Here is a 21,248-nt window from a genome sequence, read left to right as displayed (position 1 = left end):
TCATGCCTTTCTTCCGGCGGAGACTGAACTTCCGGTGGAGGCCGATCTTTCGGTCGAAGCCGATCTTTCGGTCGAAGCCGATCTTTCGGTGGAGAACGAGGAACGGTCGGAGAGGTGTTTTCCGGAGAGGTGTTTTTCGAAGGCGAGAGGGCCGATGGTCTCCGGATCGGCGCTCGTGTCGAACAACGGTGTGTATCCGGTCGTCAGATACAGCCCCCGGGCCTCCGGCTGGCGCGGTCCGGTGGTGAGGTAGATCCGGCGGTAGCCGCGGGCGGCGGCGACACGTTCCAGCTCCGCGACCACCCGCCGGGCCAGCCCGCGCCGCCGATGCGCCGAGTGGGTCCAGATCCGCTTCAGCTCGGCGGTGGGGCTGTGGGTGACGTCGGTGGAGTCGGTGTCATGGGTGTCGTGGGTGGAGTCGGTGCGGCCGGTGCCTTCGGTGTGGCCGTAACGGCGGAACGCCCCTCCGGCGACCGGCTCGCCGTGCTCCAGCAACAGCAGCAGAACCCCGTGCGGCGGGTCGAACTCCTCTGCCGGGTAGCGGGCCAACTCGCCGTGCGCGTCCTTGCCGTAGCGTCTGGAGTACTCGTCCCCCAGCTCCCGCAGCATCGGGCGCGCCAGCGGGTCCGACACGCCGGTCCGCAACCAGGTCAGACCGCCGGGTTCGGCTACGGAGGTCATCAGCCGGCCTCCACCAGGGTCTGCGGGCCACGGGCCGCGCGCTCCGCGTCCCGCTTGGCGACCTCTTCGCGCACCAGCGGAATGACATGCCGGCCGAAGTCGATGGCGTCGCCCAGCAGGTCGTACCCGCGGGCGGAGATGATGTCCACACCGAGGTCGTAGTAGTCGAGCAGTGCCTGGGCGACCGTCTCCGGTGTGCCCACCAGGGCGTTGGAATTGCCCGCGCCCCCGGTGGCGGTGGCGGTCGGGGTCCACAGCGCCCGGTCGTAGCGCTCACCCGCCTCCGCGATCGAGATCAGGCGCTGCGACCCGGCGTTCTCCGGCTCTCCCCGACGGTGATGGCGCACCACGGCCGCCTCGCCCTTCTCCTTGCGGGCCTTGATCGCGGCCACCGTCCGGTGCGCCTTCTCCCACGCGAGCTCTTCCGTCGGAGCGATGATCGGCCGGAAGGCCACCTGGATACGGGGCGCGGTCGTGCGGCCGGCCGCACGCGCGGCGGCCCTCACCGCCTCGATCTGTTCGGCGGTCCTGTCCAGCGGCTCACCCCAGAGGGCGTAGATGTCCGCCTCGGCGCCTCCGGCCTCGTACGCGGCGGCCGACGATCCACCGAACGACACGTCCGGCCGCGGCTGTTGGACGGGGAAGACGTCGCTGACGAAGTCGTGGAACCGGTAGTGCTCGCCCTCGTGGTCGAAGGCCTCGTGCGACGTCCAGATCCGCTTGACGATCTCGATGTACTCGCGGGTACGGGCGTAGCGCTGGTCCTTGGTGAGTGTGTCGCCCTCGCGCCCCTGCTCATGGTCGTTGCCACCGGTGATGAAGTGGACCGTGAGTCGGCCGTCGCTGATCCGGTCCAGGGTGGCGAAGGTCTTGGCGGCGAAGGTCGGATACGAGACGTTCGGCCGGTGCGCGAGCAGGATCTGGAGTCTGTCCAGGCGGGAGGCGATGTACGCGGCGGCCGGTGCGGGGTCGGGCGAGCCGGAACCGTACGCGAACAGCACCCGGTCCCAGCCGTGGTCCTCATGGGCGCGGGCGAGCTTGAGCGTGTACTCCTTGTCGAACGCGGCGCCGGAGCGGGGATTCGTCTCCGACCCGTCGTGGGTGGCGGCGATACCGAGGAACTCCACAGGCATGGCGGACCTTTCGTGCGGGGGAGCGAGGAGAAGCGGATCGAGAGGGCAGGCCGAAGCGACCCCGGACGGACCGCGGGACACGGTGGAAGTGGAACTGGGGCGCGTGTGACGGCTGGAGGCTCGCCGACAGGCGGACGTGACGGGCGGGCAGGCGTGATGACGGCAGATGTGACGGACGGCCAGGCGTGATGGCGCGTGGAGCGTCACATCAGAGGTGCGGCGGCAGCGTGCGCCCGGTGTGAGGTACGAAGAACTCGGCCCGCGACGGGGTCACCGAGGGAGGGAAGGGCCGGTCAGGCGGCCCGCTGCCGGGTCAGGCGCAACAAGAGGCGGACCACACTCGACCGAAGTCGATGTGACCGCGGGTGACCAACGGCAACTGCTTCTGCATGGAGCCAATTGAGCACGGTACGTTCGCCGAAGTCAACACGCGCTCGCTCTGTGGGCGGAAGTCGACTGGAGTTCGCTCTGCGCTCTGCCGTTCCGCGGCGGGCGTGGACGCTTCTTGACAGACACACGGCATCCGCCCGTACGATCGAGACGCGTGCGGTTCCGTGTGAAGACGGAGGCGCACCGGCCGTGTTGAGGGACGCGGTTCGCGTGATGACGCCGTGGTGACGCCCGGATCTTCCGGACCGACCGCATCAAGCCGAACCACCGCCGACCGTCTCTCCCGCCGGAGCCCTCATGTCCGTATCGCCCTCGCCCGATGGCCTGCGCGTATCCGATGCCCTGCCCGTGTCAGGGGCGTTGCCCCCGAAGACGGACGCCACCCCGCAGAGGACACCCCCGCCGCCTGCCTCTTCGCCCCCGCCCCCGCCCCCATCCCCGTCCTCATCCCTTTCGGGTACCGACGAGGCCCCGCGTATCGTCCCCCGCCGCCACCCCGGCCGGTGGCTGTCGGCCGCCGTGGCCCTGCTGGCCCTCGCGATGGCCGTCAACTCGGTCATCCGCAACGAGAGGTTCCAGTGGAGTGTGGTGGGCCAGTACTTCACCACCCCCGCCGTACTCGACGGTCTGCTGCTCACCCTCTGGCTGACCGCCGCCGTGATGGTGCTCGGATTTCTCCTCGGAACGGTGTTCGCCGTCATGCGGCTGTCCGCCAACCCCGTTCTGCGCACGATCAGTTGGGGGTACGTCTGGATCTTCAGGTCCACCCCGCTACTGGTGCAGCTGCTGTTCTGGTTCAACATCGGCGCGCTCTATCCGACCCTGGGCCTCGGCATCCCCTTCGGCCCCGAATTCGTCACCTTCAAGACCGTGAACCTCTTCGGCGCCGGCCTCACCGCCCTGATCGGCCTCACCCTGCACGAGGCGGCCTACGCGGCCGAGGTGGTACGTGGCGGGATCCTGTCCGTCGACGCCGGCCAGACGGAGGCGGCCGCCTCGCTCGGGCTGAGCCGATGGCGGGTACTGCGCCGTGTCATCGTGCCGCAGGCCATGCGCTCGATCGTCCCCACCGCCGGCAATATGCTCATCGGCACTCTCAAGGGGACCAGCATCGTCAGTGTCCTCGCGGTCCAGGACCTGCTGTTCTCGGTGCAGTTGATCTACAACCGTACGTACCAGGTCATCCCGCTGCTGATGGTGGCGACCATCTGGTACGTCATCGTCACGACGGTCCTGTCCGCCGGTCAGTTCTACATCGAGCGCCACTACGCCCGTGGCGCGGCACGTGAGTTGCCGCCCACACCCCTCCAGCGGCTGCGCCGCCGGATCCTGGCCCTCGGCGCACGGCTCCGTACCGCGAGCGCCCTCGACGCGAAGCCGCTCTGACGGGCTCCCCCTATGACGACTACGGTGGTCAGGGGCGGACGGACAGAATGAAGGAGTGCCCGGCCGGATCGGAGTAGATCCGTGTGTCGCGCGGTCCGCCGTTGTCCTTGGTGTCCAGCGGCCTGGCCCCGAGGCTGATCGCTTCACGCTCCGCCTCGTCGATCTCTTCCCGTGACACCAGTATTCGCAGATGCGCCTGCTGGGAACTCTCGGGGCGCGGCCAACTGGCGGGCGCGTGGCCGTGATCCTTGCGGATCGCCAGATGGACCCCGGCCTGGCCGACGATCTCCACGAAGTCCGGATCCTTGCCGATCCGGGTCTCCGCGTCGAAGAACGTCGAGTAGAACTCCGCCAGTTCGACGGGTTCGGCACTGTCGAGTACGAGCACACTTGTCTTCGCGACGGTCATGTCCCAGCGTCTACCCCCGGGCCCGGCCCGCACGCGTGGCATCGGTCCGTACACGGTCCGTACAGGGCCCGTCAGGCTGATTGCCGGAGGAGTGGGCGGGTAGCCGCCCCGCCGCGAGAACGTGACGCGACGGCATGAGGAGAGGAGACGTGTGAGCGATCGACACACGGTGGGCCCGGGGGAGCAGGGGCGCACCGTCCCCAGGGACATGCCTGATCAGCAGGCCACGACGGGCCCCGATCCGCTGGATCCCGGTCCCCTGGAATCGGAATCCGCCGGGAGTGAGGAACCGGACGTCGGCGACCCCGACCATCGGATTCCCGACGCGGACGAGGCCGGAGCGGGCCGACGCGGCAGTCCGAACTCGGGCGCGGTGCACCCGGAGAAGCCGGTACCGGACGAGTCACCCGGTTGACGGTTGACGGTTCACGTGCCACCGCGGCCACCGTCGGCACCGCTCGGGGCGCACCGCTCCAGTCGCACACTCGCGGCACCGGGGAGAGTCTGGAAGCGATCACGCCATCGCCGGGACACCTCGGGAGACCCCGGTACACCCCGTGACGGTATGGGCGCGGCAGGAGAGAGGAAGTTCCACGTGAACAGTGCGGACCATCCCGATACGCAAGTCGTGGTGGCACTCAGCGGCGGGGCGAAGGAGGACGCGCACATCGTGTTCGGTGTGCTCGGTACGGCCTTCGCCTCGGACCGCGCGGCCGACGACGCCCCGCAGGAACTGCCGGGGGAGCGGCCGACCGTCTGGACCGCGACCTTCGACGTGGCCGACGCGCACTCCGAACCCGGCCCCGCCCGGCTGACGGCGCCGGTCACGGCCAGCGTCCAGGGCGGCTACACGGCGGTGGAGAGCCTACGGAAGGCTCTGGCCTCTGCTTTCACGGTCCGTGTCGTCGGAACGGCCTCCGGCGACCAGGAGGAGGAAGTCCAGCTGAGGCTCGAATCGCGGTAGCCACCGGCCACCCGGGCCCTGTGTCACTCCGCCGTTCGTGTTGCGGTTCCCGCGCGGCGGAGTCACGCTATGAGTGACCCAGAAGTGGTTATCGCTCACGCTTCGTGCTCGGGGGTCGTTGGTTCAACGTGGTGAAGCCTGTGGGCCTCTCTGTGTGAGGAGCCTGGACCATGACAGTTCCACTCGAACGTCACTACGTGGTGGAATTGCACGCCTCTGAGGAGCGCGTTTCGGAGATACGGCGCAGCGTCGCCGCAGTCCTTCGGTACTGGAAACTCGAACCGCAGATCGGCCCCGTCTGCAAGGGCGTCGACGAACTGCTGGCCAATGTCCGCCGTCATGTCGGTGACGACAACAGGTGCGTGGTCGAACTCCGCTGGGCCGGCCGGCATCTCACCGTCTCGGTCGAGGACGACGGCCCGCGGATGCCGCGGCTGCTCACCGCCGGCGGGCGCGGGCTCGGCCGGGTGGCCGCGCTGAGCGACAGCTGGGGCACCTGCCCCACCGCCGAGGGCAAGGTCATCTGGTTCACCAGGAGTGTTCGCACGCCTCAGAACGTCCCGCGTACGCCCTGGGTCCCGCTCACAGGCATCGACGCGGCGCAGCGGAGTCCGGTCCCGGCGCCCGCACCCGTCCCTGTCCTCACGGCGGCCGTGCCGACCACCGTCCCGGCCGTCCTCCAGGCCCGTGCGCCGGCCTACGTTCCGGCCTTCGCCTGACGACTCGATCGCCTGACGACGCGACAATCGGCGAGGCGACAGCGAAGCCCCAAGCGCCGCGCACCGGACGGGATTTCACCCACGTCCGGTGCGCGGCGTCCGGTGGGCGGCGCTCACGTCATGTGTGTCCCGGCGTCATGTGTGTCCCGGCTGTGCTCGTACGGAACGTACTCGGGCTCCACGGAACCTACTCTCCACGGAACCTACTCGGGTCCCGCCCCGGCTTCCGCATCTGCCTCCGCCTCGTCCGGGTCGGGAACGAGATGCACCGCGGCCTCCTCCGCCGACGCGGCGGCGCCGTCGATACCGACGTCACTGGCGATCATGTCCTTCTCGGCGTCCTCGTGGGCACCCTCGTCCGGAGCCACCAGCCGGCCGGACCGGTCGTCGCCGACCTCGTCGTCCAGCGTCTCGCCCTCGCCGTACGGAAGGTCTCCGATGCCGTCCCCGGAGGGACCCGTCCGGTCGGGAATCTCCTCCGCGAGCCGCTGGTCCAGCGATTCACCGGCCCGCTGCTCGGCGGGCGTTGTGCCTGTGTGCTCCACACCCAGCGGACGCTCGGGCGGGGACCAGCCCTCGTCGAAGGGGTCGGCACCCCGGTCGAGGAGTGTGTCCTCGGGGTCGAGAATGCCCTCGTCCTCGGTGACCTCGCCGTCGTCCGGCTGGTACACCTCGTCCCCCATCGGCTCGTCGCTGTCGCCGCTCACGTCGTTCTCCTCGCTCTGTGTGTGCCACGTGCCTCCGTCATCCGCGCCTGTTCAGTCCGTACCTGTTCAGTCCGCGCCTGTTCAGTCCGCGCCTGTTCAGTCCGTGGCTGTTCAGGCGGCCGGGTGCAGCAGCACCTTCGTCCAGCCGTCGTCACGGGCATCGAAGTGCCGGTACCCGGAGGGAGCCTCGGCAAGCGGCAGTTCATGGGAGACGATCCACGACGGAGTGGCATTGCCCTGCTCGATGAGACCGCACAACTGCCGGTTGTACGCCTTGACGTTGCACTGGCCCGTGCCCATGGTCTGTCCCTTGAACCAGTGCAGGCCGTAGTCGAAGGCGACCTCGCCGTCCTGGTAGAGACTGTCGGGGCTGTTCGGGTCCTGCGGGACGAAGACACCCACCACACCGATACCGCCGGTGAACCTGACCGAGTGCACCAGGTTGTTCAGGGTGGCGTTGGGGTGTTCGATGCCCTCGACGTCATGGGCCTGATAGCCCACGCACTCACAACCGCGGTCCGCGCCGGCGCCGTTGGTGATCTCGTTGACCCGGTCGACCGCCGACCCTTGCGAGTCGTCGATGGGGATGGCGCCGATCTGCTCCGCCAGTGCCAGCCGGTCCCGGTGACGGTCGACGATCATGACCTTGCCCGCGCCCTTCAGCGTCGCGGAGAGCGCGGCCATCAGGCCCACCGGCCCGGCCCCGTAGATCACGATCGACTCACCCGCCCGCAGACCGGCGAGTTCGGTGGCGTGCCAGCCGGTGGGGAAGATGTCGGAGAGCATGACGTAGTCGCTCTGCCTCTCCCGGGCCTCCTCCGGCAGCACCAGACAGTTGTGGTCGCCGTACGGCACCCGCAGCAATTCGGCCTGACCGCCGTTGTGCGGGCCCATGCCCGCGAAGCCGTAGGCGGCGCCCGCCATCCGCGGGTCCGGGTTGGTGGTGAGACAGTACGCGGTCTTGCCCGCCTCGCAGTTGCCGCAGAAACCGCAGGAGATGTTGAACGGGAGACAGACCAGATCGCCGACGCGCACCCGGTCGACACCGTCCCCGACGGCGATCACCTCACCCATGTTCTCGTGACCGAGGACCCGCCCGGTCTCCATCTCGGTACGCCCTTCGTACATATGCAGATCCGAACCGCAGATGTTCGTGGTCGTGACCTTCACCAGGACATCGGTGGGCCGCTCGATCCGGGCATCGGGCACATCTTTGACACTGACGTTGCGCGCACCGTCGTAGACGAGAGCTTTCATGACGCGATCCCTTGCCTTCCGGCATGCCCCGGCGTCGTATCACAGCCGGTGATCCACTTCACGGACGGTGAGATTCCGGGGGCACGCGAGTGGTCGGGGCAGTGCTTGTCGCGGCCGTGCTCGCTCGCGCTGCCTGCCCAGGGGCGGCTCATCCGCTTCGTCCACCCTCCCACCATTCACTGCCGTGTCAAACGGCAGGTACGGCCCCGTGCCGCACGTTATGGCCCACGCACCGGGGCGTCATGGCCCACACACACCGGGGCGTACCACGAGGGCCCCTCTCCGGGGGTTTGTCGCCGCCCTCGGCGGGCACGTGACCCATGATCCGTGCGACCCGAAAAGTAACCCTCCGGAGTCGAACGTGAGCCGAGAACGCATCGTCATCGTCGGGGCCGGGTTCGCCGGCTACCAGGCCGCCCGTACACTCTCCCGCCGGCTGCGGGACAGGGCCGAGATCGTCCTGCTGAATCCGACGGATTACTTTCTCTACCTCCCGCTCCTGCCCCAGGTGGCGGTGGGAATCCTGGAGCCCCGCCGGGTGGCGGTCTCCCTGACCGGCACACTGCCGTGTGTACGGCTCGTCCTGGGCGAGGCGGGCCATGTCGACCTGGAGGCGCGGCGCGTCGGCTACACCGGACCGGAGGGCGAGCGGGGCGAGCTGGCGTACGACCGGCTCGTCCTCGCCGTCGGCAGTGTCAACAAACTGCTGCCGGTCCCCGGCGTCGCCGCGTACGCACACGGCTTCCGCGGCCTCCCGGAGGCGCTCTATCTGCGGGACCATGTGACGCGTCAGATCGAACTGGCCGCCTCCGCCGACGACCGGGCGGAGCGCACCGCCCGCGCCACCTTCGTCGTGGTCGGCGCCGGCTACACCGGCACCGAAGTCGCCGCTCAGGGCAAGGTGTTCACCGACGCGCTGGTCCGTAAGCAGTGGGCCTGGGACCCGGCGCGAAAGCCTCGCTGGCTGCTCCTCGACATCGCTCCCCGCGTCCTGCCCGAGCTGGACCGCAGGCTCTCCACCACCGCGGACCGGGTCCTGCGCGGGCGTGGCGTGGATGTCAGGACCGGCACCTCCGTCAAGGAGGCGGGACCGACCGGGATCACCCTGGACGACGGCGAGTTCATCGAGACACACACCCTCGTGTGGTGTGTCGGTGTACGGCCGGACCCACTGGTCTCCGAGATCGGACTGCCCGTCGACCAGGGGCGGTTGCGGGTCGACTCCCAACTCTCCGTGGTGGGCCACCCCGAGGTGTTCGCCTGCGGTGACGCCGCGGCCGTACCGGATCTCACCAGGCCGGGGAAGTTCACCCCGATGACCGCTCAACACGCGAGCAGGCAGGGCAGGATGGCGGGTCACAACGTGGCCGCCTCGCTCGGCCACGGCCGGCGGGGAACGTACAAACACAACGATCTGGGATTCGTCGTGGACCTCGGCGGAGTCAAGGCGGCGGCCAATCCCCTCGGGGTGCCACTGTCGGGACCGCTCGCGGGGGCCGTCACACGCGGCTACCACCTGGCGGCCATGCCGGGGAACCGGGTGCGTGTCGCCGCCGACTGGCTGCTCGACGCGGTGCTGCCGCGCCAGGCCGTACAGCTCGGACTCGTCCGCTCGTGGACGGTGCCGCTCGAATCGTCATCGCCCGAACTGGCGAGGGTCCCCGGAGCCCCCGAACAGCCCGGCGCACGTGGAAAGCCCGGCGCAGCCAAGGAGGAGTGACATGAACAGCGAGCAACTGACCGAACTGGCACAGCAGTTGAGGGTCGATTCCGTACGTGTCGCCGATAAGGCGGGATCGGGACACCCGACCTCGTCGATGTCCGCCGCCGATCTGATGGCGGCCCTGCTGGCCAACCACCTGCACTACGACTTCGAACGCCCCTCCCATCCGGGCAACGACCGGCTGATCTTCTCCAAGGGGCATGCCTCGCCGCTGCTGTACTCCATGTATCTGGCGGCGGGAGCGATCGACGAGGACGAATTCCGCACCTACCGCACACTGGGCAGCAGGCTCGAAGGCCACCCGACCCCGGACCTCCCGTGGGTCGATGTGGCCACCGGTTCGCTGGGCCAGGGACTGCCCGTGGGGGTCGGCATGGCGCTCGCGGGCCAGCGGCTCGGCCATGCGCCGTACCACGTGTGGGTGCTCTCCGGCGACAGCGAGATGGCCGAGGGCTCCGTGTGGGAGGCGATCGAGCACGCGGGGGACCAGCACCTGGACTCGCTGACCCTCGTCATCGACGTCAACCGCCTCGGCCAGCGCGGCCCCACCCGCCACCAGCGGGACCTGGACGCGTACGGCCGCAGGCTGCGCGCGTTCGGCTGGCACACCATCGAGATCGACGGCCATGACATGGACGCCGTCGACGCCGCCTTCAACGAGGCCCGGTCGACGCTCCGGGTGCCGACCGCGATCATCGCGGGTACCCGCAAGGGGCAGGGCGTCGCCTCCGTCGAGGACCGCGAGGGCATGCACGGCAAACCGTTGCCCGACGCCGAGAGCGCCATCGAGGAACTGGGCGGGCGACGCTTCATCCGGGTGCCGGTGACCAAGCCGGCACCGCCCGGCACACCCGCCCGTACCGCCCGGCACCCCGCCACCGTCGAACTGCCGCGTTACGACGTGGGCGACTCGGTCGCCACCCGTGACGCGTACGGCAAGGCGCTCGCGGCCCTCGGCTCGGCCCGGGGCGATGTCGTCGTGCTGGACGGCGAGGTCAGCGACTCCACCCGTACGGAGTTCTTCGCCAAGGAGCACCCGGACCGGTTCTTCGAGTGCTACATCGCGGAGCAGCAACTGGTGGCCGCCGCCGTCGGTATGCAGGCGCTGGGACATGTCCCGTACGCGTCGACCTTCGCGGCCTTCCTGACGCGCGCCCACGACTTCGTACGGATGGCGGCCGTCAGCCGGGCCTCGATCAATGTCGTCGGCTCGCACGCGGGTGTCGCGATCGGCCAGGACGGACCGTCCCAGATGGGCCTGGAAGACCTGGCGATGTTCCGTGCCATACACGGCAGTACGGTGCTGCACCCCTGCGACGCCAACCAGACGGCATGGCTCGTGGCCGCGATGCACGACCTGACGGGCGTCCGCTACCTGCGCACACTGCGGGCGAAGACCCCGGTCGTCTACGGCCCCGACGAGCAGTTCCCGGTCGGCGGCAGCAAGGTGCTGCGCCGCTCGGACGCCGACCGGGCGACACTGATCGGCGCCGGCACCACGGTCCACGAGTGTCTCAAGGCGGCGGACCTGCTGGCGCGGGAGGGCATCCCCGTCCGGGTGATCGACCTGTACTCGGTCAAGCCGGCCGACGAGCCGACACTCCAGGCCGCGGCGTCCGACACGGACTGCCTGGTGACGGTGGAGGACCACCACCCGGAGGGCGGCATCGGGGACGCGGTGGCCGAGGTGTTCTCCGACGGCCGCCCCGCACCGCGGCGGCTCGTGCGGCTGGCGGTGGGCGACATGCCGGGCTCGGCGACGCCGGAGGAGCAACTCCGGGCGGCGGGCATCGACGCGGAGTCGATCGCGGCGGGGCTGCGGCTGCTGACGGGGAAGATCATCCGCTGACGGGCGTGACGCGGGACACGGCGCGCGGTACGGGCCGTTCTGTCGCTGTCCTGTTTGGGAGCGAGTCATTGGGTACGCGAAGGACGAGCGCCCGCGACAACGGGCGCACCACGACTTTCGCAAGAGCGAGCACGACGCGACAGCGAGCACGAGAAGAGAAGGAGGCAGCATGAGTACCGACCACGGCCGACGGCGCGTACGGGACGCCGCCCACCGGCCCACCGAACGCGAAGGCCGGATACGTACCTGCGTGTCGGCGCGTGCGACACAGCGCGAATGCCGGGCGAGGCAGGCCCGGAAGGGGCACGAGACGGCGGACCAGGACTGGAACGTAGTGCGGGGAGAGGACTGAGTGACTGTGCGGCCGACCACAACAGCCGAGCTGGACATGGGACCGGACACGGGATACGACGCGGACACCTGGCAGTGGCTGCGCCACGCGGCGTGTGTCGGTGTCGACCCTGAGCTGTTCTTCCCCGTCGGGGACTCCGGTCCGGCCTCCGAGCAGGCGGAGCACGCCAAGGAGGTCTGCCACAGCTGCCCCGTGGAGCGGGAGTGCCTCGAATGGGCGCTGACCACCAACCGTACGTCCGGCGTGTGGGGCGGCACGGACGAGGACGAGCGGCGGCGGCTGCGGCGCCGCTCCGACCGGCGCAGGGCTCCGCAGAGCTCCTCGACCCGCGCCCGGCAGTCCTCGGCTCCCGGTGGGTCGCGGCGTCCGTAGACCGGATCCGGGGACCGCGTTCGTACGCCTACCGGTCCGTACACCTTCCCGTCCGTACACCTTCTGGCCCGTACACCTTCCGGCCCGGACACTTTCCGGTCGAACACCCTTCGGTCCGTCGCCCGGGGCCCGTGTTGCGGGTCGGGACAGGTCGCGGAAGGGTCGGAGTGTCGAATCGAGGAGGAGTCGGCCATGCCCATCGCGACGGTGAATCCCGCCAGCGGAGAGACGCTTCTGTCCTTCGACCCGCTGGGAGCCGGGGAGATCGAGCGCCGCGTCGCGGCTGCCGACAGTGCGTTCCGGACGTATCGCACCACCGGGTTCGACGAACGGGCACGGCTGCTGAACCGCGCCGCCGACCTCCTGGAGCAGGACGCGCCGGAGATCGCCCGCACCATGACCACCGAGATGGGCAAGCCGGTCGCGGCCGCCCGTGCGGAGGCCCTGAAGTGCGCCAAGTCGATGCGCTGGTACGCGGAGCACGCCGAGGAACTGCTGGCGGACGAGCGTCCCTCCGACGCGGACGTGAAGGACTCCGGCGCCGCACGCGCGAGTGTCCACTACCGGCCGCTGGGTGTGGTTCTCGCGGTGATGCCGTGGAACTTCCCCCTCTGGCAGGTCGTACGGTTCGCGGCCCCCGCTCTCATGGCCGGCAACGTGGGCCTGCTCAAGCACGCTTCGAACGTTCCGCAGACCGCGCTCTACCTGGAAGACCTGTTCCGCCGGGCCGGATTCCCGGTCGGCTGCTTCCAGACGCTGCTGGTCGGCTCCGGCGCGGTCGAGGCCATCCTGCGCGATCCCCGGGTGGCCGCCGCGACCCTGACCGGCAGCGAGCCGGCCGGCCGCTCGGTCGCGGCGATCGCGGCCGACGAGGTGAAGAAGACCGTCCTGGAACTGGGCGGCAGCGACCCGTACGTCGTCATGCCCTCGGCGGACATCGAGCGGGCGGCGAGGACCGCGGTGACGGCCCGGGTGCAGAACAACGGCCAGTCCTGCATCGCCGCCAAGCGCTTCATCGTGCACGAGGACGTCTATGACGCCTTCGCCGAGCGATTCACCGCCGGGATGCGGGACTTGACCGTCGGCGACCCGCTGGACGAATCCACCGACGTCGGGCCGCTCTCCAGCGAACAGGGCCGCACCGATCTGGAGGAGCTGGTCGACGACGCGCTGAGCGGGGGAGCGACCGCGCTGTGCGGCGGACGGCGTCCGAAGGGGTACGAGCAGGGCTGGTTCTACACCCCCACCGTGCTCGCCGGCATCACCGGGTCCATGCGGATCCACCGCGAGGAGACGTTCGGCCCGGTCGCCACGCTCTACCGGGTCGCGGGCCTGGACGAAGCGGTGGCACTCGCCAACGACACACCGTTCGGGCTGAGTTCCAACGTATGGACACGGGACGAGGAGGAGATGCGCCGGTTCGTACGGGACCTGGAGGCGGGCGGTGTGTTCTTCAACGGCATGACGGCCTCGCATCCCGCGCTACCGTTCGGCGGTGTGAAGCGTTCCGGTTACGGGCGCGAGCTGTCGGCCCACGGCATCCGCGAGTTCTGCAACATCACCACGGTCTGGTACGGCGCCGAACCGGACAACGGCTCGTAGTTCTCGTAGTTACGGCCGACTTGAACGCGACATGAGCCCGGAGGCGTGCGGCGGGCGGCCCGGTCCGGACAGCCGTCCGGCCCACCGCCGCACTCCGGGCGTCGACCGTTCACCCGCCGGGGAGCTCGCCGGACATCGCGGCGGCCATCCGCAGATGCGGCGCGGCCTCCGCCGACCGGCCCTGGCGCTCCAGCGTGCGGCCCAGCATCAGGCGTGCGTACCGCTCCACCGGGTCACGCTCGACGACGGCCCGCAGCTCGGCCTCCGCCTTCGCCAGCCGCGCCGAGTGGTAGTAGGCACGAGCGAGCAGCAGCCGAGGGGCGACCTGCTCCGGGACCTCGTCCACCAGCCCGCCGAGGATGCGGGCGGCCGTCACGTACTCCTTGGCGTCGAAGAACAGCCGCGCGCGGTCCCAGCGCTCGGCGGCGGTTCCGTACTCGTAGTACGTGTTCTCCACGTGCCCTCCTCCATAGCCTTCGACCGGCTTCGATTGCCTTCGGTGATGTCAACAGTGGAGGGTGGTTGAACATTCCACTACCGATTTCGTGTGGATGCTGCCCCCACGGGTGCCACGGGAATAGGTTGGGTGCCATGAGTAATCTTGATCGTCAGGCGTCCCCCACCGTCTGCGGTGGCCGAGGCTTCGTCGTCGCCGAACCGGTGCGCGAGCTGCTGAGCCCGCGCCGGGTCCAGTTGGGCGAGTCCACCGAGGTCCGCCGCCTGCTGCCCAACCTCGGGCGCCGCATGGTGGGTGCCTGGGCATTTGTCGACCACTACGGTCCCGACGACATCGCCGACGAGCCCGGAATGCAGGTGCCGCCGCACCCGCACATGGGGCTCCAGACCGTCAGCTGGCTGCACGACGGCGAGGTGCTGCACCGCGACAGCCTCGGCAGCCTCCAGACCCTCCGCCCGCGCGAGTTGGGCCTGATGACATCAGGCCGGGCGATCTCCCACTCCGAGGAGAGCCCCCGTACACACGCCCGCTTTCTGCACGGCGCCCAACTCTGGGTGGCACTCCCCGACGCGCACCGCGAGGTCCAGCCGCACTTCCAGCACCACGCCGAACTCCCCCTGGTCACCGCGCCCGGCCTGACCGCCACCGTCATCCTCGGCGCACTCGACGGCGCGGTCTCGCCCGGCACGACCTACAGCCCGATCGTCGGCGCGGATCTGGCACTCGACGCCGGCAGCGAGACCCGCCTGCCGCTCAACCCCGATTTCGAGTACGCGGTCCTGGCCATGTCCGGCGAGGCCGACGTCGACGGAGTGCGCGTACTGCCCGGCTCGATGCTCTACCTCGGCTGCGGCCGCTCGGAACTACCCCTGCGCGCCGCGTCCGACGCGGGCCTGATGCTCCTCGGTGGCGAGCCCTTCGAGGAAGAGATCGTCATGTGGTGGAACTACATCGGACGTTCGCACGAAGAAATCGAGAGGGCCCGCAAGGACTGGATGGAGAGCTCCCGCTTCGGAGAGGTGACGGGCTACGACGGCGACCGGCTGCCTGCTCCGGAACTGCCGCCGGTGGCGCTGAAACCGCGGGGCCGGGTGCGCTGACCTGGGCTGGGCGACATGTGCCGGGCACGCCCCCTCAGCCGCCGAACCCTCCTGACCGGGCGACGGTGGCATTCCCCGGGAACCCGAGCGCCCAGCGGATTCCCGGGGACAACGAGCAGTCACGTCAAGATCTGTCTCCCGGATACCGCCCCACCGGCCTCCCTACCTGGTCTCCGGACCGGTGGCGCGAGCGGTGGAGCCGCCGACGATCAACTCGGTGGCGATGCGCAGCCGTCGGGCGCGCTTGGGAGGGTTCGCCTCCTGGAGCAGGCGGACCGCCGCGATTCCCGCCTCTTCGAGCGGGACCCGTAGCGCCGTGGTGTCGGGCCGGTCCGTGCTGATCGCGGTCAGGTCGTCCGACGCGGCCAGGCTGATGTCCTCGGGAACCCGCACACCGGCGTCACGCAGCCCCAGATGCAGGCCGAGCAGAAGGTAACTGCTGTACGCCACCAGCGCGGTGACGCTCCGTTCGGCGGCGACGCGCTCGGCGACGGCCAGTCCCGCGTCGATCCGGGGGCCGACGGGGCCGAGTACGGTGAGGTCGACACCACTGCGGCGGGCGGCCTCCTCGACCGCGCTGTTGCGTCGTTCGGCCATCCACGAGCCGTCCGGGCCGCCCACGTAGGCGATGGCCCGGTGACCGAGGCCCGCCAGGTGCGTGACGATGTCCGCGACGCCGCCGGGGGTGTCGATCAGGACGCCCGGCACCGCGGGCACGGTGCGGTCCACGGTGACGACCGGCAGCTTCGAAGTGAACCCCCTGATCGCCGAGTCCGGGCTCACCGGGGCGATGAAGACGAGCTTGTCGACGCGTGAGGCGAGCTTCCCCGCCAGCTCGTGCTCACTGCTCTGTGAACCCTCGGAGACGGCGAGCAGGATGTTGTCGCCGTGCTGGGACAGCGCACGCTGCACGCCGGTCACGATCGGGGCGAAGTAGGGGTTGGCGAGGCTCGGAACCAGAACGCCGACCAGGCCGGTCCGACCGGTGGTCAGCGCCCGGGCGCTCGCGTTGAACTCGAAACCCATGGTCCCGGCAGCGGCCAGCACCCGCTCGCGCGTATCCGCCGCGACCATGTCGGGCCTGCTCAGCGCGCGTGACGCGGTCGCCTTGGACACTCCCGCCGCGCGTGCGACGTCTGCCAGCGTCACCATCTCGCCCCTCAGTGTGTGCGTAACGGGATCTTTACACGAGTGCGTTGACGCCTCGATCCGGACGAAAGTATTGTCCGCGTCGACCGGTTGCTGCAACCGGTTGCAGCAACCGGTTGTAGGAATCTCTGAGAGGAGGTGTGTCTGTGTCCCGGAAGGCCACTTTGGGGCTGCTGCTCGCGCCCGGCCTGGCCCTGCTGGCCTTCGGCTTCGCGTTCCCCTTCGTCGTGACGCTCTTCGCGCCGCCCGCCGCCGAACACCCCGACGTGCTCGGCAAGCTGGGCGCCATGCTCACCGACAGCTACGTACTGGGTGTGCTCGCCCGGACCGTACGCGTGGCCGTCACCGTCACCCTCGTCTGTCTGGTCTTCGGCTTCCCGACGGCCTATCTCATCGCCCGTGCTCCCAAGAGCCGCCAGGGCCTGCTGCTCGCGCTCGCGGTCTTCCCGCTGCTGCTCAGCACAGTGGTGCGGACCTTCGCCTGGCTGGTCATCCTCGGACGCAACGGCCTCATCAGCGATGCCGTCCTGGCGACCGGACTCACCGACCGTCCGCCCGAGCTGCTCTACACGGAGTTCGCCCTGGTCGCCGGCCTCACCCAGCTGTTCATGCCGCTGATGATCCTCACCTCGTACAGCTCGCTGTCGCATATCGACCCCGGCCTCGAGGACGCCGCCCGCGGCCTCGGCGCGAGCCCCGGACGGGCCTTCCGGCAGATCGTGCTGCCGCTCGCCCTGCCCGGCGTACTGGTGGGGGCGACCCTGGTGTTCGCCGGAGCGGTCACCGCCTTCACCACACCGCTGTTGCTCGGCGGTTCCCGCAACCGGACCCTGGCGACGCTGCTCTACGACTACGCGAACGTGAAGCTGGACTGGGGCGGGGCCAGTGCCGTCGCACTCATCATGACCGTACTGGTGCTCGTGGTCGGCTGGGCCTCGGGCAGGATATCGGCGAAGGTGGCCACGTCGTGATACGCCGACGCCCCGTTCTCTCCCTGCTGGCCGCCCTGGCCATGGCCTTTCTGCTCGGGCCCATCCTGCTGGTCGTCGCCATCGGCTTCTCGTCCGGAGACACCGTCGAGTTCCCGCCGCCCGGCCTCTCGCTGCGCTGGTTCGACCAGGCGCTGTCCAACGCCTCTTTCCAGCAGGGCCTGTTGACCAGTCTGCTGGTGGCCTCGGGGTCGACGCTGTTCGCGCTGGTACTGGGCATCCCCGTGGCCCTGGCCGTGCAGCGCCACACGTTCCGCGGCCACAAGACGGTCGAGACGCTCTTCCTCTCACCCGCGATCGTCCCCGAACTGGTCCTGGGCTTCGCGCTCTTCCAGCAGCTCATGGTGACCATGCGGATCACCGCGCTCGGCGCGCTGCTGATCGGCCACACGGTCCTGCTGCTGCCCTACGCGGTACGCGTCACAGGCGCCTCGCTCGCCCTGTCGGACCCCGCGCTGGAAGAAGCCGCCAGAGGCCTCGGCGCCGGACCCCTGCGGACGTTCTTCACGATCACACTGCCGGTGATGGCGCCCGGCATCGTATCGGCGGCCGTGCTGTCCTTCCTCACCTCCTTCAACAACGTCCCGCTGTCACTGCTGCTCAAGGGGCCCGGGATCACCACGCTGCCCGTCGAGATGCTCAATTACGTCCAGTTCTCCTACGACCCCGTGGTGGCAGCGGTGAGTACTCTGCTGCTCGCCGCCACGGTCGGCGCGGCCCTGCTGACGGAGCGCCTCGTCGGATTCAACAAGGTCTTCAGCCAGTGACCACAGCACCCGAGCCAGTGAGCACAGTACGCGACGACAGGAACACGACGATGACTCCAGTGGTTCAACTCGACGCCGTATCGCGGGAGTTCGCGGGCACGGCAGCGGTACGGGAGCTCGATCTGACCGTACGCCGCGGGGAGTTCACTGCGCTGCTCGGCCCCAGCGGCTGCGGCAAGACCACCACCCTGCGCATGATCGCCGGATTCCTTGAGCCCACCGCGGGCCGCGTTCTGCTGGAGGGCGAGGACGCCACCAGGCTCCCCCCGGAGCGCCGCAACATCGGCATGGTCTTCCAGTCGTACGCGCTCTTCCCGCACATGACCGTCGAGAAGAACGTCGCCTTCGGACTGAAGATGCGGGGCATCCCGGACGGCGAGCTGCGCACCCGGACGGGCGAGGCACTGGAACTGGTCGGCCTGTCCCACCTCGCGGGCCGCAAGCCCAAGCAGCTGTCCGGCGGCCAGCAGCAGCGCATCGCACTGGCCCGCGCCATCGCCGTACGCCCCTCGGTGCTCCTCCTCGACGAGCCCCTGTCCAACCTCGACGCGCGGCTGCGCATCCAGATGCGCCAGGAACTCGCCCGTATCCAGAAGGAGACCGGGCTCACCGCGATCCTGGTCACCCACGACCAGGAGGAGGCCCTGGAGCTCGCCGACAACATGGTCATCCTCGATCAGGGCACGGTCGCCCAACAGGGTGCGCCGCGCGAGGTGTTCCGGGCCCCTGCCAGCCGCTTCGTCGCCGAATTCCTCGGTTACGAGAACTTCGTCGAGCTGCCGGACGGCCGTACGGTCACCATCCGGCCGGAGCATGTCGAGGTGCTCAGCCCCGAATCCCCCACGGCCCCCGAGCCCCACACGGCCACCGAGCCTCCCACGGCCTCCGAATCCCACACTGCCTCCGAACCCCGCACGGCTTCCGGCGGCACCACGGTGGACGCCGTGCTCACCGCCGTACGCTTCCGCGGCACCGACTGCGTCGTCACCGCCGTATCCCAGGGCCGCACCGTCCTGGCCACCAGCAGCGACTTCGAACTGCGCACCGGCCGGCAGGTGCGTCTCCATCTCCCCTCCGCGCACACCATCGACCTCCCCCGGACGAAGCAGGAGCTGCCCACCTCATGAGACGACTCGCCACCACCGCCGCCGCCACCCTGCTGGTCCTCCCCCTGGCAGGCTGCGCCGGATCGGCCTCGGGGGAACAGAACCCCAAGAAGCTGACCGTCTCCACCTTCGGCTTCGGCGCCGACCTGTTCGAGAAGAACATCGTCAAGCCGTTCGAGAAGGAGACCGGCATCGACGTCGAGGTCGAGAGCGGCGACAACGCCGAGCGGCTCACCAAGCTCAAGATCAACAGCACCGCCCCGACGGTCGACGTCGCCATGATCTCCGACCTGTTCGCCCAAAGGGGCCAGGAACAGGGCCTGTTCGACAAGATCGACCCGCAGGCTGTCCCCAACCTCACGAAGATCCACGACTTCGCCAAGAACCAGGACGGCTACGCACCCGCGTACACGTACCAGCTGCTCGGCATGCTCTACCGGACCGACAAGGTCCACAAGGCGCCCGGCATCAAGGACCTCTGGAAGGCCGAGCACAAGGGCAGGATCGCCGTCCCCGACATCTCGACCAGCGCCGGAATGCCCTTCCTCTACGCCACCGGAGCGACCTACGGCTCGGGCCCCGAGGACACCGACACGGCGTTCAAGAAGCTCTCCGCCAACTCCCCCAACGTACTGAAGTACTTCAGCCGCAGCACCGAACTCGTCAGCCTGCTCGACCGCGGCGAGGTGGAGATGGCTCCGGCGCTCGACCTGTTCGCCATCGACCCGGTCAAGGCGGGCAAGCCGATCGCCTGGGCGCCCCTCGACAAGGGCCGGTACGTGGTCTCCAACACCGCGCAGCTGGTGAGGGGCGCGCGCAACAAGGCAGGCGCGGAGAAGTTCATCAACTACCTGCTGTCGGCGAAGGTCCAGGAGAAGGCCGCGGCGACCTTCCACGACAAGCCGGTCAACAAGGACGCCACGATTCCCGCGGCGATCACCGACGTGGTGGGCGACGCGGCGACCGACCCCACGGCGGCCGGCTTCACCGTCCCCGACCTGAAGCTGGCCGTGAAGAACAACGACGAGTGGGTCGACCGCTTCCAGCGCGAGGTGTCCGGGTGACACGCCCGCAGCCGGTCGTCATCGACTGCGACCCCGGAATCGACGACGCCGTCGCACTGCTGCTGGCCTTCGCGTCGCCGGAACTCGATGTCACCGGCATCACCACCGTCGCCGGGAACGTCGGGATCGGGCAGGTCGTCGACAACGCGCTGCGGCTGTGCGATCTGATCGGTGTGGACGCGCGGGTGCCAGTGGTACGCGGGCATGCGGGGCCCATCGCCCGTGCCGTGCGCATCCCGGACGAGCCCGTGCACGGCGCGGGCGGGCTCGGCGGCGTACATCTCCCTCCGTCGGCGCGTACGCCGCACCCGGCGCACGCCGTCGCATGGCTGGCCGCACGGCTGCGGGACGGAGGGCCCGCGGGAACCACCGTGATCGCCACCGCGCCGCTCACCAACATCGCCGCGCTGCTGCACGCCCACCCGGAGGCAGCCTCGTCGATCAAGGAGATCGTGCTGATGGGCGGGGCGGCCTTCGCACCGGGCAATGTCACGCCGTCGGCCGAGTTCAACTTCTTCGCCGACCCCGAGGCCGCGCGGTTCGTGACCGAGGCCGGGGTGCCGCTGCGGATCGTCGGGCTCGACGTGACCCGCAAGGCGCTGACGACCCGGGCCGACATCGAACAGCTGCTGGCCGACGGCGCGCCCGCCACCGGTGCGGCAGGCCGGATGCTCGACCACCTCGCCACCCGGTACGAGCGGCGCCACGGCGTCGCCGCCTGCGCGGTCCACGACGCGTTGGCAGTGGCCGTCACGGTACGCGCCGACCTGATCGAGTGGACCGACGCCTGGGTGACGGTGGAGTGCGGCGGCGAGTTCTCCCGCGGCAAGCTGATCGCCGATGTGCACGGACGCACCGGGCTGCCGCACAACGCCAAGGTGGCCACAGGCGTCGACACCGACGCCTTCCGTGCCTTCCTCGTCTCCCGCCTGCTGCGCCACTACGGCGCCGGCGCCCACGAGCCCATTCGCTGAGGCCGATATCGGGCCTCCGTCGCGATCCGCCGACACCGACACGTCCGCCGACCCTGCCGAACCGAAGCCGACGACCCACGCTCACCGCCGAAGCCGAC

General features: G+C 69.7%; 22 protein-coding genes. 15 read left to right on the top strand and 7 right to left on the bottom strand.

Annotated elements, in window-relative coordinates:
* Together ACIQD6_RS10445 and ACIQD6_RS10440 are read right to left on the bottom strand one after the other, a co-directional pair.
* Entirely contained in the window at positions 1-681 is a 681-nt protein-coding gene (locus ACIQD6_RS10445; protein ID WP_401880443.1) for a GNAT family N-acetyltransferase, read from the bottom strand.
* The gene (locus ACIQD6_RS10440; protein WP_401880441.1) at positions 681-1,814 is read right to left on the bottom strand and encodes an LLM class flavin-dependent oxidoreductase; all 1,134 of its coding nucleotides are present in this window, start codon (positions 1,812-1,814) and stop codon (positions 681-683) included. Before ACIQD6_RS10440 ends, ACIQD6_RS10445 begins: the two co-directional genes overlap by 1 nt.
* 687 nt (positions 1,815-2,501) lie before the next feature.
* Here ACIQD6_RS10440 and ACIQD6_RS10435 point away from each other — a divergent pair.
* Complete coding sequence (locus ACIQD6_RS10435) at positions 2,502-3,590, top strand: amino acid ABC transporter permease (RefSeq protein ID WP_401880439.1); 1,089 nt, start codon at positions 2,502-2,504, stop codon at positions 3,588-3,590.
* Between the two features lie 28 nt (positions 3,591-3,618).
* On the opposite strand, the gene ACIQD6_RS10430 is transcribed toward ACIQD6_RS10435, so the two are convergent.
* Positions 3,619-3,999 carry a VOC family protein gene (locus ACIQD6_RS10430; protein WP_401880437.1) on the bottom strand — a complete coding sequence of 127 codons (381 nt, stop codon included), beginning with the start codon at positions 3,997-3,999 and terminating at the stop codon, positions 3,619-3,621.
* A gap of 151 nt (positions 4,000-4,150) precedes the next feature.
* On the opposite strand from ACIQD6_RS10430, the gene ACIQD6_RS10425 reads away from it, so the two are divergent.
* The 3 genes from ACIQD6_RS10425 to ACIQD6_RS10415 all read left to right on the top strand — a co-directional run bounded on the left by ACIQD6_RS10425 (position 4,151) and on the right by ACIQD6_RS10415 (position 5,682).
* Positions 4,151-4,414, top strand: coding sequence for a hypothetical protein (locus tag ACIQD6_RS10425; RefSeq protein WP_401880435.1), 264 nt, complete (start codon positions 4,151-4,153; stop codon positions 4,412-4,414).
* 150 nt (positions 4,415-4,564) lie between these two features.
* Positions 4,565-4,963 carry a hypothetical protein gene (locus tag ACIQD6_RS10420; RefSeq protein WP_401880433.1) on the top strand — a complete coding sequence of 133 codons (399 nt, stop codon included), beginning with the start codon at positions 4,565-4,567 and terminating at the stop codon, positions 4,961-4,963.
* A 170-nt stretch (positions 4,964-5,133) separates the two neighbouring features.
* A complete protein-coding gene (locus ACIQD6_RS10415; RefSeq protein WP_401880431.1) occupies positions 5,134-5,682 on the top strand; it encodes an ATP-binding protein in 549 nt (182 codons plus the stop codon).
* A gap of 203 nt (positions 5,683-5,885) precedes the next feature.
* Here ACIQD6_RS10415 and ACIQD6_RS10410 read toward each other — a convergent pair whose 3' ends face one another.
* On the bottom strand, positions 5,886-6,365 hold the full coding sequence (locus tag ACIQD6_RS10410) for a DUF5709 domain-containing protein (protein ID WP_401880796.1): 480 nt from the start codon (positions 6,363-6,365) through the stop codon (positions 5,886-5,888).
* Positions 6,366-6,500: 135 nt separating this feature from the next.
* Complete coding sequence (locus tag ACIQD6_RS10405) at positions 6,501-7,646, bottom strand: glutathione-independent formaldehyde dehydrogenase (RefSeq protein ID WP_401880430.1); 1,146 nt, start codon at positions 7,644-7,646, stop codon at positions 6,501-6,503.
* Positions 7,647-8,007: 361 nt separating this feature from the next.
* Here ACIQD6_RS10405 and ACIQD6_RS10400 point away from each other — a divergent pair, with 361 nt between their 5' ends.
* From ACIQD6_RS10400 to ACIQD6_RS10380, 5 genes are all read left to right on the top strand, one after another.
* Positions 8,008-9,366, top strand: coding sequence for an NAD(P)/FAD-dependent oxidoreductase (locus ACIQD6_RS10400; RefSeq protein ID WP_401880429.1), 1,359 nt, complete (start codon positions 8,008-8,010; stop codon positions 9,364-9,366).
* Position 9,367: 1 nt separating this feature from the next.
* Positions 9,368-11,218 carry a transketolase gene (locus ACIQD6_RS10395; RefSeq protein WP_401880427.1) on the top strand — a complete coding sequence of 617 codons (1,851 nt, stop codon included), beginning with the start codon at positions 9,368-9,370 and terminating at the stop codon, positions 11,216-11,218.
* Between the two features lie 169 nt (positions 11,219-11,387).
* Positions 11,388-11,570, top strand: a complete 183-nt coding sequence (locus ACIQD6_RS10390) for a hypothetical protein (RefSeq protein ID WP_401880425.1) — start codon at positions 11,388-11,390, stop codon at positions 11,568-11,570.
* Positions 11,571-11,606: 36 nt separating this feature from the next.
* Positions 11,607-11,942 carry a WhiB family transcriptional regulator gene (locus tag ACIQD6_RS10385; protein ID WP_401880794.1) on the top strand — a complete coding sequence of 112 codons (336 nt, stop codon included), beginning with the start codon at positions 11,607-11,609 and terminating at the stop codon, positions 11,940-11,942.
* Positions 11,943-12,134: 192 nt separating this feature from the next.
* Positions 12,135-13,544: an NADP-dependent succinic semialdehyde dehydrogenase gene (locus ACIQD6_RS10380; RefSeq protein ID WP_401880423.1), complete on the top strand. Its 1,410-nt coding sequence runs from the start codon at positions 12,135-12,137 to the stop codon at positions 13,542-13,544.
* Between the two features lie 109 nt (positions 13,545-13,653).
* Here ACIQD6_RS10380 and ACIQD6_RS10375 read toward each other — a convergent pair whose 3' ends face one another.
* Positions 13,654-14,001, bottom strand: a complete 348-nt coding sequence (locus tag ACIQD6_RS10375) for a tetratricopeptide repeat protein (protein ID WP_401880422.1) — start codon at positions 13,999-14,001, stop codon at positions 13,654-13,656.
* A 134-nt stretch (positions 14,002-14,135) separates the two neighbouring features.
* Here ACIQD6_RS10375 and ACIQD6_RS10370 point away from each other — a divergent pair, with 134 nt between their 5' ends.
* A complete protein-coding gene (locus ACIQD6_RS10370) occupies positions 14,136-15,101 on the top strand; it encodes a pirin family protein (RefSeq protein WP_401880421.1) in 966 nt (321 codons plus the stop codon).
* A gap of 162 nt (positions 15,102-15,263) precedes the next feature.
* Here ACIQD6_RS10370 and ACIQD6_RS10365 read toward each other — a convergent pair whose 3' ends face one another.
* On the bottom strand, positions 15,264-16,253 hold the full coding sequence (locus ACIQD6_RS10365) for a LacI family DNA-binding transcriptional regulator (RefSeq protein WP_401880419.1): 990 nt from the start codon (positions 16,251-16,253) through the stop codon (positions 15,264-15,266).
* Between the two features lie 137 nt (positions 16,254-16,390).
* On the opposite strand from ACIQD6_RS10365, the gene ACIQD6_RS10360 reads away from it, so the two are divergent.
* The 5 genes from ACIQD6_RS10360 to ACIQD6_RS10340 are packed head-to-tail and all read left to right on the top strand — an operon-like array spanning position 16,391 to position 21,150.
* Positions 16,391-17,221: an ABC transporter permease gene (locus tag ACIQD6_RS10360; protein WP_401880418.1), complete on the top strand. Its 831-nt coding sequence runs from the start codon at positions 16,391-16,393 to the stop codon at positions 17,219-17,221.
* Entirely contained in the window at positions 17,218-18,006 is a 789-nt protein-coding gene (locus tag ACIQD6_RS10355; protein ID WP_401880417.1) for an ABC transporter permease, read from the top strand. The genes ACIQD6_RS10360 and ACIQD6_RS10355 overlap by 4 nt, the downstream gene beginning before the upstream one ends.
* Before the next feature lie 50 nt (positions 18,007-18,056).
* Complete coding sequence (locus tag ACIQD6_RS10350; protein WP_401880415.1) at positions 18,057-19,133, top strand: ABC transporter ATP-binding protein; 1,077 nt, start codon at positions 18,057-18,059, stop codon at positions 19,131-19,133.
* Positions 19,130-20,176: an ABC transporter substrate-binding protein gene (locus ACIQD6_RS10345; RefSeq protein ID WP_401880414.1), complete on the top strand. Its 1,047-nt coding sequence runs from the start codon at positions 19,130-19,132 to the stop codon at positions 20,174-20,176. The genes ACIQD6_RS10350 and ACIQD6_RS10345 overlap by 4 nt, the downstream gene beginning before the upstream one ends.
* Complete coding sequence (locus tag ACIQD6_RS10340; RefSeq protein WP_401880412.1) at positions 20,173-21,150, top strand: nucleoside hydrolase; 978 nt, start codon at positions 20,173-20,175, stop codon at positions 21,148-21,150. The genes ACIQD6_RS10345 and ACIQD6_RS10340 overlap by 4 nt, the downstream gene beginning before the upstream one ends.
* Positions 21,151-21,248: the final 98 nt, after the last annotated feature.

It is taken from the genome of Streptomyces sp. NPDC088400 (assembly GCF_044753355.1).
Taxonomy (GTDB): domain Bacteria; phylum Actinomycetota; class Actinomycetes; order Streptomycetales; family Streptomycetaceae; genus Streptomyces.
The sequence above is the reverse complement of the archived record's forward strand: the minus strand, read 5'-3'. Positions and strand labels throughout refer to the sequence as shown.